Annotated in this window: 11 protein-coding genes and 1 tRNA gene; 8 read left to right on the forward strand and 4 right to left on the reverse strand. The window is 70.8% G+C overall.

All coding sequences use genetic code 11. From position 1 onward, the window contains the following. The first annotated feature begins 92 nt into the window (after positions 1-92). The 3 genes from SAM23877_RS18685 to SAM23877_RS18695 all read left to right on the forward strand — a co-directional run bounded on the left by SAM23877_RS18685 (position 93) and on the right by SAM23877_RS18695 (position 2,858). Positions 93-1,370 carry a beta-ketoacyl-[acyl-carrier-protein] synthase family protein gene (locus SAM23877_RS18685; RefSeq protein ID WP_167355235.1) on the forward strand — a complete coding sequence of 426 codons (1,278 nt, stop codon included), beginning with the start codon at positions 93-95 and terminating at the stop codon, positions 1,368-1,370. A 781-nt stretch (positions 1,371-2,151) separates the two neighbouring features. After that, on the forward strand, positions 2,152-2,418 hold the full coding sequence (locus SAM23877_RS18690; protein WP_053134376.1) for a ribbon-helix-helix domain-containing protein: 267 nt from the start codon (positions 2,152-2,154) through the stop codon (positions 2,416-2,418). Further along, the gene (locus SAM23877_RS18695) at positions 2,415-2,858 is read left to right on the forward strand and encodes a PIN domain-containing protein (protein ID WP_053134378.1); all 444 of its coding nucleotides are present in this window, start codon (positions 2,415-2,417) and stop codon (positions 2,856-2,858) included. Before SAM23877_RS18690 ends, SAM23877_RS18695 begins: the two co-directional genes overlap by 4 nt. A 399-nt stretch (positions 2,859-3,257) precedes the next feature. On the opposite strand, the gene SAM23877_RS18700 is transcribed toward SAM23877_RS18695, so the two are convergent. Then, a tRNA-Gly gene (locus SAM23877_RS18700) sits at positions 3,258-3,331 on the reverse strand. A 510-nt stretch (positions 3,332-3,841) separates the two neighbouring features. Here SAM23877_RS18700 and dcd point away from each other — a divergent pair. Both dcd and SAM23877_RS18710 read left to right on the forward strand, forming a co-directional pair. Further along, positions 3,842-4,417, forward strand: a complete 576-nt coding sequence (gene dcd, locus SAM23877_RS18705) for a dCTP deaminase (RefSeq protein WP_053134381.1) — start codon at positions 3,842-3,844, stop codon at positions 4,415-4,417. A gap of 13 nt (positions 4,418-4,430) precedes the next feature. Next, complete coding sequence (locus SAM23877_RS18710) at positions 4,431-4,928, forward strand: phosphoribosyltransferase (protein WP_053134384.1); 498 nt, start codon at positions 4,431-4,433, stop codon at positions 4,926-4,928. A 104-nt stretch (positions 4,929-5,032) separates the two neighbouring features. On the opposite strand, the gene SAM23877_RS18715 is transcribed toward SAM23877_RS18710, so the two are convergent. The 3 genes from SAM23877_RS18715 to SAM23877_RS18725 form a co-directional block, all read right to left on the reverse strand. Continuing rightward, positions 5,033-6,049 carry a Yip1 family protein gene (locus SAM23877_RS18715; protein ID WP_053134387.1) on the reverse strand — a complete coding sequence of 339 codons (1,017 nt, stop codon included), beginning with the start codon at positions 6,047-6,049 and terminating at the stop codon, positions 5,033-5,035. Positions 6,050-6,121: 72 nt separating this feature from the next. Continuing rightward, a complete protein-coding gene (locus SAM23877_RS18720) occupies positions 6,122-7,450 on the reverse strand; it encodes an FG-GAP repeat domain-containing protein (RefSeq protein WP_053134390.1) in 1,329 nt (442 codons plus the stop codon). 165 nt (positions 7,451-7,615) lie between these two features. Continuing rightward, positions 7,616-9,898 carry a heterodisulfide reductase-related iron-sulfur binding cluster gene (locus SAM23877_RS18725; RefSeq protein ID WP_053134393.1) on the reverse strand — a complete coding sequence of 761 codons (2,283 nt, stop codon included), beginning with the start codon at positions 9,896-9,898 and terminating at the stop codon, positions 7,616-7,618. A 248-nt stretch (positions 9,899-10,146) separates the two neighbouring features. On the opposite strand from SAM23877_RS18725, the gene SAM23877_RS18730 reads away from it, so the two are divergent. The 3 genes from SAM23877_RS18730 to grpE all read left to right on the forward strand — a co-directional run bounded on the left by SAM23877_RS18730 (position 10,147) and on the right by grpE (position 14,122). Next, complete coding sequence (locus tag SAM23877_RS18730; RefSeq protein ID WP_053134396.1) at positions 10,147-11,499, forward strand: MraY family glycosyltransferase; 1,353 nt, start codon at positions 10,147-10,149, stop codon at positions 11,497-11,499. A 95-nt stretch (positions 11,500-11,594) separates the two neighbouring features. Beyond that, on the forward strand, positions 11,595-13,448 hold the full coding sequence (dnaK, locus tag SAM23877_RS18735) for a molecular chaperone DnaK (protein WP_053134399.1): 1,854 nt from the start codon (positions 11,595-11,597) through the stop codon (positions 13,446-13,448). Beyond that, positions 13,445-14,122: a nucleotide exchange factor GrpE gene (grpE, locus tag SAM23877_RS18740; protein ID WP_053134400.1), complete on the forward strand. Its 678-nt coding sequence runs from the start codon at positions 13,445-13,447 to the stop codon at positions 14,120-14,122. The genes dnaK and grpE overlap by 4 nt, the downstream gene beginning before the upstream one ends. The last annotated feature ends 30 nt before the right edge of the window (positions 14,123-14,152 follow it).

Below are 14,152 nucleotides of genomic sequence, written 5' to 3' on the forward strand. Positions count from 1 at the left end.
CGTCCGAAGCCGCGATCACCATGCAGTCGATCAACGGGCCCGCATGGAGAACGTGCGGGAAGTCGTAGGAAAGAGAAGGGAAAGCGATTGCCATGAGAAATGTCAGGTACATGTCCAGACGGGTCGTCGTCACCGGCCTCGGCACCATGTCCCCGCTCGGCGCAGGCACCGACTCCCTCTGGGAAGGGCTGCTCGCCGGCCGTTGCGGCATCCGGCCACTGACGGGCGCCGAGTTCGCGGCGCACCCGGTCAGGATCGCCGGGACCGTCCCCGTCGACCCCGCCGGGCTGCTGCCCCCGCCGCGGGCACGGCGGATGAACCGGGGCGCGCTGCTGGCGGTGACGGCGGCCAGGGAGGCATGGCGGGACGCCGGGTTCTGTGCGGGCGGCACCCGGGACAGCGGCCTCGACCCGGACCGGGTCGGGGTGAGCGTCGGCACCATCATCGGCGGCGCCGGCGTACTCGTGGAGGGTGCCCGTCGGCTGCGGGACCGGGGTGCCCGGGCGGTGCCACCGCTCACCGCGCCCATGACCGTGCCCTCCCAGGCGGCGTCCCAGATCTCGCTCGATCTGTGCATCACCGGGGAGGCCCGCACCGTGGTCAGCGCGTGCGCCTCCGGTACGGAGGCCATCGGGCAGGCCATCGACCGCATCCGGTACGGCCATGTCGACATCGCGCTCGCCGGCGGGGCGGAGGCCGCCGTGACGCCCGAGGTCATGGCCGCGTTCAGCGCGATGCGCGCGCTGTCCGCCCGTAACGACACCCCCGAAGCCGCCTCCCGGCCCTTCGCCAAGGACAGGGAGGGCTTCGTGAACAGCGAAGGGGCAGGGCTGCTGGTGCTGGAGTCGGAGGAACACGCGCTGGCTCGCGGCGCCCGGATCTACTGCGAGGCCGCGGGCTGGGGCCTGTCGGCCGACGCCTACCACATGGCCGCGCCGGACCCGACGGGCGGCGGAGTGGCGACCGCCCTGCGGCGCGCGGTCACGGACGCGGGGTCCCGTACCGCCGACGTGGTGCACATCAACGCGCACGCCACGGGGACCGTCGAGGGCGACCTCGCGGAGGCGGCAGCTCTGAGCACCGTCTTCGGCGACGCGGACGGCGCCGTCCCCGTGCCGGTCACCGCCCTCAAGGGAAGCCTGGGGCACCTTCAGGGCGCCGCGGGCGGTGTGGAGGCGGTGGCGACGGCACTCACTCTGCACCACGGGATCATCCCGCCGACCACGGGCTGCGACGATCTCGACGACGCGATCCCGCTCGACGTGGTCACCAACCTCGCCCGCCCGCTACCCGCCCGCGGTGACCTGGCCCTCAGCAACTCGTTCGGCTTCGGCGGCCACAACGCGGTCCTGGCCCTGCGGCGCCGGTGAGGTCCACGGTGGCCGGCGAATCCCGCGCACGCCGGTGACACCACGGCCGGGCCGGGGCCTCGCGGGCCGTGGCGCAAACGTCCTGCGGTCGGTCCCTGCCTCCGCGCGGCCCGCAGGCCCGTTCTCCGCCGGAGCTGCGCGCTCCGCCGGTTGGGCCGCACACGGCGAGACGGCTCACCAGGGTGTGGTGCGGTCGAGGGGCGCCCGGGTGGGCTGTGGATGGTGGAAAAACCGGCCGGTGTGTGAGCGCGTGCACCAGCAGCTCAGGGGGACGATGGTGCGGGCCTACCGGCCGTGCGGGAAGGCCGCGCCGGTCCACCGGCATCCCGACGAGGAGCGGCAACGGGAGGTCGCCGGGCTCGACGACAACAAAGAGCCCCAGGTTTCTAATCTGGGGGTTTCACGCGGAGCGGGTGACGAGAATCGAACTCGCGCTCTCAGCTTGGGAAGCGACGGCGCTTGCGCGCGCGTGAAGCTGCTGACCTGCGTGGATCCAATGTGCTGCGGTAGGCGTGGACGTTCTGTGGCACTGCTGTTGACCGTAGGTGTCCGCTCTGAAGGGCACACCGTGGGCACGACACTGCGATGTGGACGACCACTTCGCTGATGTGGATTGCTCGGTGTGCGGGCTTGGGGATGCACAGAGTGGCTGACGCGGCAGTCGCGGTCGCACATGGCTGCCGGGCCCTCGCCTCGGCTCGGTGGGCGCGGCCGGCATCTGATGATCCGAAGAACGAGGCACCTGCGTGTGTCAATCCGGTACATGGACTACTCTTGGTACATGTCCATGAAGCGCACGAACGTCTACGCCGACCCCGAGGACCTGGCGATCATCAAGGAGGCCGCGAAGCGTCGGGGGATCAGCGAGGCCGAGATCATCCGCCAGGGCATCCACCTCGCGGCCATGGCGAACAGGGTCTGGGACGAGCCGCTGTTCTCGCGCACCTTCGAGGGGACGGGCCGCACGCCCTCCAAGGCGGAGGTCCGTGATGCGGTCGCCGACGCCGTCCGCCGTGAGGCCGACTCGAGTTCCGGAACCGCCGCGTGATCATTGTCATCGCCGACACGTCCGGCCTCCTGGCGGCCCTGGACTCGGCTCACCCGGAACACCGGGCGGCGAACGAGGCGATCATGGCGGCGGGCCTCCTGGTCATGTCCCCATTGCTGCTGGCCGAACTGGACCACGTCGCCACGCGCGAGCTCGGCAGGGCGGCCGCCCTCGGCGCGGTCGACGACCTCCGGCGCTGGATGAGCCGGGGGCGCGTCGTCATGCCGGAGATCACGGAGGGCCACCTGGGCGCCGCCCAGTCCGTCCGTGTCCGCTACCGTGCGCTGGACCTCGACCTCGCCGACGCGGTCAACGTGGCGCTCGCCGCCGACTACGACACGGACGCGATCCTCACCCTCGACCGACGTGACTTCCGGGCCGTACGCCCCTTGGGCCACCACAAGGTGTTTCGGGTACTCCCCGACGATCTCCCGCTCTGATACGACGAGAGCTGAACTTGCGCTCGTCGCTCGGGAAGTGACGGTGCTCGGGCAACTCGTGCGGCTCTGGTACGCACGGATGTTGTGCAGCAGGGTGGGAACGGTGGTCGCTGAGAACACGTGCAGTCGTGTCTCCACCATGCTGTCCGCGCTACGTCGGCCTCACTTCCGTGGGGTTCACGCAGGAGCTCTCCCACACCTGTCTGCAGTCGGCCAACTCTGAACGACCTGACACGCTTTTCGGAACATCCTGGTGCGGCCGCGCGCGTTCACCTCTGCTGGGAAGCACCGCGTGCGCGGGCCACAGCTCAACCGTCGGGCAGAGTGTACAAACGGTGCGATTCCCTGGTCGGTGTAGACGACAAAGAAGGCCCGGGTCTCTGACCTGGGCCTTCTTCATGGAGCGGGTGACGAGAATCGAACTCGCGCTCTCAGCTTGGGAAGCTGATGTTCTACCATTAAACTACACCCGCGTAAGACGCCGACCGAGGTCGGTGCCTGGACGCTCCGTCACTCTACCCCATCGTCGGTCCCCGGTGTCCGCGCCGTGGGACCGACGCGCGTTCCGGGGGTGTGACGCGGCTGCGGAGCGCCGGAGTTGGGGCGTACGGTGGGGGCCCTGGAGAGGGTCCGGGAGGGGCCGGAGTGCCGCCTGGAGAGTCGTCTCTTTGATCCCGTACTGTGGCTTTTGTCGTCAGGGTAGTCAGCCAGACGCGGCTCTTGGGGAAGGGACTTGAAGGACTTGATGGATCACACCGTCCTCCGCTGTGCCGATGGGCACGTGTTCACCGCCGCCTCGTTCCCGATGCAGAAGGCCGAGCGGCTCGGCCCCGGCCGGCTCGTCCGATGTCCGCGGTGCGCGCGGCTGCGGAGTGCCGTGCCGGTGGGTGCGGTGAAGCGGTAGCACACACCCCGGGTGAGGTTCGGGCGCGCGGCGCGGCGGCGGTTGTCGCAGCTCCGCGCGCCTTGCGTATCCTCGGTGCGTGCTTCTCTCAGACAAGGACATCCGGGCCGAGATCGACGCCGGGCGGGTCCGCATCGATCCCTACGACGACTCCATGGTGCAGCCGTCGAGCATCGACGTGCGTCTCGACCGCTACTTCCGGGTGTTCGAGAATCACCGGTACCCGCACATCGACCCCTCGGTGGAGCAGGCGGACCTGACCCGGCTCGTGGAGCCGGAGGGCGACGAGCCGTTCATCCTGCATCCCGGCGAGTTCGTGCTGGCCAGTACGTACGAGGTCGTCTCGCTGCCCGACGATCTCGCCTCACGGCTGGAGGGGAAGAGCTCGCTGGGGCGGCTCGGGCTCGTCACGCACTCCACCGCCGGGTTCATCGACCCCGGGTTCTCCGGGCACGTGACGCTCGAGCTCAGCAATCTCGCGACCCTGCCCATCAAGCTGTGGCCGGGCATGAAGATCGGGCAGCTGTGCATGTTCCGGCTCACGTCGCCGGCCGAGCACCCGTACGGGAGCGAGCGGTACGGGTCCCGTTACCAGGGGCAGCGGGGGCCGACCGCCTCCCGGTCCTTCATCAACTTCCATCGGACCCAGGTATGAGCAGGACGCGCGCATGAGTGATGTACGGGAGAACCTGACCTACGAGCAGTTCGGCGTCGCGGTGCGCGAGCTCGCTCAGGCCGTCGCCGACGACGGCTACGAGCCCGACATAGTGCTGTCGATCGCCCGCGGCGGCGTCTTCGTCGCCGGCGGTCTGGCGTACGCGCTCGACTGCAAGAACATCCACCTCGTGAACGTGGAGTTCTACACCGGGGTCGGGACCACCCTGGAGATGCCGGTCATGCTGGCGCCCGTGCCCAACGTGATCGACTTCTCCCGCAAGAAGGTCCTCATCACGGACGACGTCGCGGACACCGGCAAGACGCTCAAGCTGGTGCGGGACTTCTGCCTGGACACCGTCGCCGAGGTCCGCAGCGCCGTGATCTATGAGAAGTCCCACTCGCTCGTCCAGTGCGAGTACGTGTGGAAGCGGACCGACGACTGGATCAACTTCCCGTGGAGCGTCCAGCCGCCCGTGGTGCGCAAGGACGGTCAGGTGCTCGACGCCTGAGTGGCTGAGCGTCCGGGACGCGCGGTACGTGGAAGGGCCCCCGGCGCGACGCCAGGGCCCCCGGCGCGACGCCGGGGGCCCTTCCACGTACCACGCGTCGGCGACTAGAACGTGCCCAGCTTCACGATCGACAGCAGCGCGATCAGCTGGATCGCCGACGCGCCCAGCGCCTTCGGCCAGGGCAGGTCGTGGGAGCGGCCGACCATCAGGGTCAGCAGGGCGCCCGCCGCGACCCAGGTGGCCCAGCCCAGGATCTGGACGAAGGGCGCGTCGCCGCCGGCGAACAGCGCGACGACCAGGCGCGGGGCGTCCGTGAGGGACATGATCAGCATGGAGAGGCCGACGGTGGGCTGCCAGGCGCCGTCGCCGCCGAGCTGGCGGGCCAGGGTGTGGGTGACCACGCCCAGGACGAACGCGCTCAGCACCATCGCCACGGCCGTGGTCAGGACGATCGGGACCGCGTTGGAGAGGGTGGCGTTGATCGCCTCCTCGCGGGCGCCGTCGAAGCCGAAGACCGCCAGCAGGCCGTAGAGGAAGGTCACGATGAGCGCCGGGGCCCACATCGCGTAGTCCCGCATCTGGAGGAAGGTCGCGCCGGGGGCGAGGACGACGCCCCTCAGCAGTGCCTTCCAGTGCAGGCGGGGACCGACCGGACCGGGCGGCGGCGCGGAGCCGGCGCGGTAGGTCTCGCCCTGGTTGTAGGGGTCGTCGACCGTGAACGCCTGCGTGTGGCCCGGGTTGTTGGCCGCGTACGGGTCGTGGGGGGCCTGGCCCCCGTGAGGGCCGCCCTGGGGGTGGCCGCCGTCGCCGAAGTACTCCGGCTCACCGTGCCCGCCGCCGTGGGGCTGTGGCCACGGTGAGCCGCCGGCGCCGGGGCCGGGTCCGCCACCCCCGTACGGCTGCTGCGGGTACGGCTGCTGAGGCGTCGCGGGACCGCCGTACGACGGTCCCTGGGGCGCCTGCTGTCCGTACGGAGGGCGTTGCGGTCGCGCGTGCGGAGCGCCGTTGTCCCGGCCGCGTCCGATCCTGAATCCAGCCACGCCTTCGAACGTACCTGGTCCCGGAGAGTGACGTGCGGGGCGTGGCCTTTCGGGGCGGCCTTTGCGGCCGAGCTGTGACATCCCTTACGGGGCACCCCCGAGGACTCCCCGACCTCCCCGCGGCGTCCGCGCACGGGTCCGCCGGTCCGTCCCCTACGGGGTCAGGAACACCGACGTGGAGAACGTGACCGCCGCCTCCGCCGTCACCAGGCCCTCGGCCGCGCCCCGGTACACCGCGACGGCGTCCTGTGTGTCGCCCCGGTACGTCCGCACCACCAGGTCCGCCAGGTCGTCGCCGTCGAAGTCGCCGGTGGTCAGCACCTGCGTCGTGCCGGTCGCCGCGGGGCGCACCGTGACCACGCCCGTGGTCGCGGGGCCCGTGCCGCGGCCCGGGAGGACCCGTACCCCGTTGCCGCTGGACACCAGTTCGCTCAGGCCGTCGCCGTCGAGGTCGGCGGCGTCGAGCGTCGAACCGGGGAGGTCGAGGGTGCCTCCCCCACTGCTCGATGCGTGGGAGGTACCCCCAGCGGCGGTGGGGAGGTCGTAGCGCATCGCGGTGCCGTCCATGGCGCCCACGGCCGCGTCCAGCGCCTTGCCCCTGCCGAAGGCGCCCAGGGCGATGTCGACGCCGGCGGGGAGGGTGACGCCGGTGCGGGTGGGGCCGGCCGGGCCGCCGAGGACGACGGCGGCCTCGCCGGGGCCCGCCGAGGCGCGGACGACCAGGTCGTCGTACCCGTCGCGGTCCACGTCGGCGGCGGGACCGGTCGGCGCCTCGCCGGGGGAGGCGAGGGGCGCGCCGGCCTCGCGCGGGGCGCCCTCGCGGGTGAAGGGGCCGCGCAGGTAGCTGAGCCGGCCGGCGGTGGCGTGGACGACCAGGTCCCGGGCGCCGTCGCCGTCGAAGTCGCCGCACACCGGGCGTTCGGGCCAGTCGTTGCCGTAGCGGGCCCGGTCGGGGACGGTCAGCGGGACCGCGCGGCCGGCCGGGCCGGACGGGGAACCGAAGAGGAGCTGGAGGGGCACCGGGGGGCGGCCCTGGCCGTCGTAGGGCGGGTCGGTGGTGACCACCAGGTCGGTGAAGCCGTCGCCGTCGAGGTCGCAGGTCGCCTCGGTCTCGAAGACCGCCGGCAACTGCCCGTCGGTGGGGGCCGCGTACTTCTTGGGGGTGAGCAACTGCCGGGTGCCGGGGACCGGTCCGCGGGAGGAGCCGTAGACGATGCCGATGCCGGCGTCGTCCGCGTGGCTCTGCGCCTTGACGAGGTCGTCGAGGACGAGGTCGCGGTGGCCGTCGCCGTTGAAGTCGTCGGGGACCTCGCTGCCGTCGCCGCGCGGGACGGGGAGCGGGGCGGGGGCGGGGGCCTGGGCGGCGCGTACGGGGGTGGGGGCGGTGTCCCCGGTGGTGTCCGCCGTCGGGCCGTGGCCGCAGGCGGCCAGCAGCAGCAGGCAGCCGAGGGCCGTCGCCCTGGTCAGGGTGCTTCTTCGCACCGGGGTGCTTCTTCGCACGCGCACCGTCCACCTCGTCCGTCTCGTCCGTAGCAGTACGTGTCTCCGACAACGACCGGGTAATGATGCACGTGTTCGACATACGGCGACACCCCCAGGTCCGGACGGAACCTGGGGGTGTCGGTCGAGAGGGTGCGCGGACCTCGGCTACTTCACCGGTTCCGGGGTGGGCTCGGTCTCCGGCTCCGGCTCGCCCGCGGGGTCGGCCGGGGTCTTGACGGAGTCCAGCAGGAGCTGGGCGACGTCGACGACCTGGATGGACTCCTTGGCCTTGCCGTCGTTCTTCTTGCCGTTCACGGAGTCCGTGAGCATGACGAGGCAGAAGGGGCAGGCGGTGGAGACGATGTCGGGGTTGACCGACAGGGCCTCGTCGACGCGCTCGTTGTTGATGCGCTTGCCGATCCGCTCCTCCATCCACATCCGCGCGCCGCCGGCGCCGCAGCAGAAGCCGCGTTCCTTGTGGCGGTGCATCTCCTCGTTGCGGACGCCCGGGACGGCGGCGATGATCTCGCGCGGAGGGGTGTAGATCTTGTTGTGGCGGCCCAGGTAGCACGGGTCGTGGTACGTGATGATGCCCTCGACCGGGGTCACCGGGAGCAGCCTGCCCTCGTCCACCAGGTGCTGGAGCAGCTGGGTGTGGTGGATGACCTCGTAGTCGCCGCCGAGCTGCGGGTACTCGTTGCCGAGGGTGTTGAGGCAGTGCGGGCAGGTCGCGACGATCTTCTTGGCCGACTTGGGCTTCCTCGACTCGTCGGTGACCTTGCCGTCGTCGTCCATCTCCTCGCCGAAGGCGGCGTTGAGGGACATGACGTTCTCCATGCCGAGCTCCTGGAACAGGGGCTCGTTGCCGAGGCGGCGGGCGGAGTCGCCGGTGCACTTCTCGTCGCCGCCCATGATCGCGAACTTCACGCCCGCGATGTGCAGCAGCTCGGCGAAGGCCTTGGTGGTCTTCTTGGCGCGGTCCTCCAGGGCGCCGGCGCAGCCGACCCAGTAGAGGTACTCCACCTCGGTGAGGTCCTCGATGTCCTTGCCGACGACCGGGACCTCGAAGTCGAGCTCCTTGAGCCACTCCAGGCGCTGCTTCTTCGCCAGGCCCCAGGGGTTGCCCTTCTTCTCCAGGTTCTTGAGCATCGTGCCCGCCTCGGACGGGAACGCCGACTCGATCATGACCTGGTAGCGGCGCATGTCGACGATGTGGTCGACGTGCTCGATGTCGACCGGGCACTGCTCGACGCAGGCGCCGCAGGTGGTGCAGGACCACAGGACGTCCGGGTCGATGACGCCGTTCTCTTCGAGGGTGCCGATCAGCGGCCGCTCGGCCTCGGCGAGGGCGGCCGCGGGGACGTCCTTCAGCTGCTCCTCGGACGCCTTCTCCTCGCCCTCCATCGTCTTGCCGCCGCCGGCCAGCAGGTAGGGGGCCTTGGCGTGCGCGTGGTCGCGCAGGGACATGATCAGGAGCTTGGGGGAGAGCGGCTTGCCGGTGTTCCACGCGGGGCACTGCGACTGGCAGCGGCCGCACTCGGTGCAGGTGGAGAAGTCCAGCAGGCCCTTCCAGGAGAACTGCTCGACCTGGGAGACGCCGAAGACGTCGTCGTCGCCGGGGTCGGTGAAGTCGATCGGCTTGCCGCCCGACGTCATCGGGAGCAGGGCGCCGAGCGAGGTGCCGCCGTCGGCGTTGCGCTTGAACCAGATGTTCGGGAACGCCAGGAAGCGGTGCCAGGCCACGCCCATGTCGGTCTTCAGGGCGACCGTGATCATCCAGATGAACGAGGTCGCGATCTTCAGGCCGGCGAAGAGGTAGACGAGGTTCTGGAGCGTGGAGACGTCCAGGTCCCGGAGCGCGGAGACGACCGGGTACGAGATGAAGAACGAGGCCTCGTAGCCGTCCACGTGGTGGAGGGCGCCCTCCAGCGCGTGCAGCATGAAGATGCAGACGCCGACGATGAGGATGACGGCCTCGACGAAGTACGCCTGGCCGAAGTTGGAGCCGGCGAAGCGGGACTTGCGGCCCGGCTTGTTCGGCTTGCTCAGCTGGCGGATCGCGATCAGGACCAGGATGCCGAGGACCGTCATCGTGCCGATGAACTCGACGAAGACGTTGTACGGCGCCCAGTCGCCGATGACCGGCAGGATCCAGTCGGCCTGGAAGAGCTGGCCGATGGCGTTGACGATCGTCAGCAGGAGGGAGAAGAAGCCCACCGCGACGAACCAGTGCGCCACCCCGACGATGCCCCAGCGGTTCATCCGGGTGTGGCCGAGGAACTCCCGGACCACGGTGACGGTGCGTTGCACGGGCTCGTTGGTCCGCGTCCCGGCCGGCACGGGCTGGCCCAGGCGCATGGAGTTGTAGATCTGCAGGACGGCGCGGCCGAACAGTGCCACGCCGACCACGATCAGGACCAGCGACACGATGATCGCGGCGAGTTGCATTTGGGGGCTCCTCGGGCCTGCGAGGTGACGAGGGGGCGGTATTACTAAGCGGTAACTTAGGCAGTCCGTTCGAGACTACCCCCATCCTGCGCCGCACTGTAGCCGGACGTGCGGTGATCTGCGTCGCTGAGGCAACCCTGACCGCGGGGGCGGCGTCCCGTGGCGGGCCGTCGGGGAGCGTGCGGGATCGGACGCGCCATTCGTCCCAAATCATGATATTCGACCTGGTTCGGGCTTAGCTTAGGCCCGTGCTCTATGGGATCGCCGCAGCAACCGCCTCCTTTCTTCTCGCCGCCCTCCTCGCCGCGCTGCTGAGGGCGCCCGCCCTGCGCCTCGCCCTCGTCGACCGGCGACGGCAGCGGCCCGTGCCCCTGCTCGGCGGCGCGGCCGTCGTCCTCGTCACCGGCGCGGTCGCGTGGACCGGCGACCGGACCGGCGTCGTGCCGCTCGGCTCGGGAGTGGGCCGACTGCTCGTCGCCGCGACCGCCGTCGGCTTCCTCGGTCTGGCCGCCGACGTCTGGCGGCTGCGCCGGCGGTGGCTGCTCGCCGGTACGGCCCTCGCGGCCGCGTACGTCGTGCCGTACGGCGAGACGGGGCCGGTGGCCGGGGGGCTCGCGGCGGGCTGGATCGCGGTCGTCGCCGTCGCCTTCCGGGGGCTCGACCACGCCGACGGGGTGGCCGGCACCGTGGGTGTCGTGACCGCCTTCGGCGTCGGTGCCTGCGCCGCCGCGGAGCTGATGGACGGGCTGGCGGTGCTGCTGCTCGCCCTGGCCGCCGCGCTGACCGGCTTCCTGCTGCACAACTGGCACCCCGCGCGGATCGCCCTCGGGGCCTGCGGCTCGCTCTTCGCGGGCTTCCTGCTCGCCGGGGCGGCCGTGTTCACCCGCGCGGGGCACGAGCCCCTGGCCGGCGTGGGAGTGGCGTTCGCCCTGACGGCGCTCGCGGGGGTGGACGCCGCCCTCGTCCTCCTCTCCCGCCGGCTCGCGGGGCGGCCCCTCCTGCGCGGCGGGCCCGACCATCTCGCCCACCGGCTGCGCCGGCTCGGTCTCACTCCGCGGGGCGCGGCGGTGGTGCTCGGAGCGGCCTCCTTCTGCGGGGTGCTCGTGGGCGTGCTCGTGCACACCGGCTGGGCGGGGGAGACGGCGGTGCTCTGGCCGGCGGGCGGGGCGGTCGCCGGGGTGGCGGCGCTCCTGCGGGTGCGGGTGTACGGGCCGCGGCGGACGGTCGGGGACGGAATGCGGCGGCCGGAGGTAGGGGAGTCGCGGCGGCCGGACGTAGAGGAGTCGCGGCGGCCGGGTGTGGAGGGATCGCGGCGGCCGGGTGTGGAGGAAACGCGGCGAGCGCTCGCGGGCGGGTCCCGGCGGGCCGCGGCGGAGGGGGCGGAGGAGTCGCGGCGAACGGTCGCGGACGTGTCCCGGAGGGTGGACGCCGACGTGCCGCCCCGGCGGCGTCCGACGGAGACCCAGGGGTCTCGGACGCCTCCCGGCGCAACCGGGACCCCGGACGAGGCGTCCTCCCGGGGGACGATTTTCCCGGTTCGTCAGACCCGGCGCACCGAGAAATCGCAGGTCAGAGAGTCGTTGCGCGTAAGGAACGGATAAGAGTTGAGCCTGCTCGACTCACCTCTGTTGACGCATCGAAATGCGTCCTGCACACTTGAGCCTGTTCCACTCAAGTCAGCTGGAGGTTATTCACCATGGCACGTGCGGTCGGCATCGACCTGGGCACGACTAACTCCGTCGTCAGCGTTCTGGAGGGCGGCGAGCCCACCGTCATCACCAACGCCGAGGGCGCCAGGACCACGCCGTCCGTCGTCGCCTTCGCCAAGAACGGTGAGGTGCTGGTCGGCGAGGTGGCCAAGCGTCAGGCGGTCACGAACGTCGACAGGACCATCCGGTCGGTCAAGCGCCACATGGGCACCGACTGGAAGATCAACCTGGACGGCAAGGACTTCAACCCGCAGCAGATCAGCGCCTTCGTGCTGCAGAAGCTGAAGCGGGACGCCGAGTCCTACCTGGGCGAGAAGGTGACCGACGCGGTCATCACCGTCCCGGCGTACTTCAACGACGCCGAGCGCCAGGCCACCAAGGAGGCCGGTGAGATCGCGGGCCTCAACGTCCTGCGCATCGTCAACGAGCCGACGGCCGCCGCGCTGGCGTACGGCCTCGACAAGGACGAGCAGATCATCCTCGTCTTCGACCTCGGTGGCGGTACGTTCGACGTCTCGCTGCTGGAGATCGGCGACGGCGTCGTCGAGGTGAAGGCCACCAACGGTGACAACCACCTCGGTGGTGACGACTGGGACCAGCGCGTCGTCGACTACCTGGTCAAGCAGTTCCAGTCCGGCCACGGCGTGGACCTCTCCAAGGACAAGATGGCGCTCCAGCGCCTGCGCGAGGCCGCCGAGAAGGCGAAGATCGAGCTGTCCTCGTCCACCGAGACCTCGATCAACCTCCCCTACATCACGGCCTCCGCCGAGGGCCCGCTGCACCTGGACGAGAAGCTCACGCGGGCTCAGTTCCAGCAGCTGACGGCCGACCTGCTGGAGCGCTGCAAGACGCCGTTCCACAACGTCATCAAGGACGCCGGCATCCAGCTGTCCGAGATCGACCACGTCGTTCTCGTCGGTGGCTCCACCCGCATGCCCGCCGTCGCCGAGCTCGTCAAGGAGCTGACCGGCGGCAAGGACGCCAACAAGGGCGTCAACCCGGACGAGGTCGTCGCCATCGGCGCCGCCCTGCAGGCCGGTGTCCTCAAGGGCGAGGTCAAGGACGTCCTGCTCCTCGACGTCACCCCGCTGTCCCTCGGCATCGAGACCAAGGGCGGCATCATGACCAAGCTGATCGAGCGGAACACGACGATCCCGACGAAGCGTTCGGAGATCTTCACCACCGCCGAGGACAACCAGCCCTCCGTGCAGATCCAGGTCTACCAGGGCGAGCGCGAGATCGCGGCGTACAACAAGAAGCTCGGGATGTTCGAGCTGACCGGTCTGCCCCCGGCGCCCCGCGGCGTCCCGCAGATCGAGGTCGCCTTCGACATCGACGCCAACGGCATCATGCACGTGACCGCGAAGGACCTGGGCACGGGCAAGGAGCAGAAGATGACCGTCACCGGCGGCTCCTCGCTGCCGAAGGACGAGGTCGACCGGATGCGCCAGGAGGCCGAGAAGTACGCGGAGGAGGACCACGCCCGCCGCGAGGCCGCCGAGTCCCGCAACCAGGGCGAGCAGCTCGTCTACCAGACGGAGAAGTTCCTCAAGGACAACGAGGACAAGGTCCCCGGCGAGATCAAGACCGAGGTCGAGGCCGCCGTCGCCGAGCTGAAGGAGAAGCTCAAGGGCGAGGACACCGCCGAGATCCGTACCGCCACGGAGAAGGTCGCCGCCGTCTCGCAGAAGCTGGGCCAGGCGATGTACGCCGACGCCCAGGGCGCGCAGGCTGCCGGCGGCGAGGCTCCCGGCGAGGGTGCCCAGGCCGGTGACAAGGGCGACGACGACGTCGTCGACGCCGAGATCGTGGACGACGAGCGCAAGGACGGTGCCGCGTGACGGAGGAGACCCCGGGCTTCGAGGAGAAGCCCGACGTCCCCTCCGGCGCCAGCCCTGACGACGCCGAGCCGAAGGCCGCCGCCCCCTCCGCGGAGGAGGGCGCGGCCCCGGCCGGGGACGCGAGCGAGAACGCGGGCCTGGTGGCCCAGCTGGACCAGGTGCGCACCGCGCTCAACGAGCGCACGGCGGACCTCCAGCGCCTCCAGGCCGAGTACCAGAACTACCGCCGCCGGGTGGAGCGGGACCGTGTCGCGGTCAAGGAGGTCGCCGTCGCGAACCTCCTGTCCGAGCTGCTTCCCGTGCTCGACGACATCGGCCGCGCCCGGGAGCACGGCGAACTGGTCGGCGGCTTCAAGTCCGTCGCGGAGTCGCTGGAGACCACGGTGGCCAAGCTGGGCCTCCAGCAGTTCGGCAAGGAGGGCGAGCCCTTCGACCCGACGATCCACGAGGCCCTGATGCACTCCTACGCACCGGACGTCACCGAGACGACGTGCGTGGCGATCCTGCAGCCCGGGTACCGGATCGGCGAACGCACCATCCGCCCCGCGCGGGTGGCCGTCGCCGAGCCGCAGCCGGGTGCGCAGACGGTCAAGCCGGCCGAGGAGAGCACCGAGGCGAAGGACGGCTCCGACTCCGTGGAGAACAAGGAGAGCGGTGGCCCGGACGAGGGCTGAGCTTGAAATGACGAGGAAGGAGGGACGTCG

The sequence above is a fragment of the Streptomyces ambofaciens ATCC 23877 genome (assembly GCF_001267885.1).
GTDB lineage: Bacteria > Actinomycetota > Actinomycetes > Streptomycetales > Streptomycetaceae > Streptomyces > Streptomyces ambofaciens.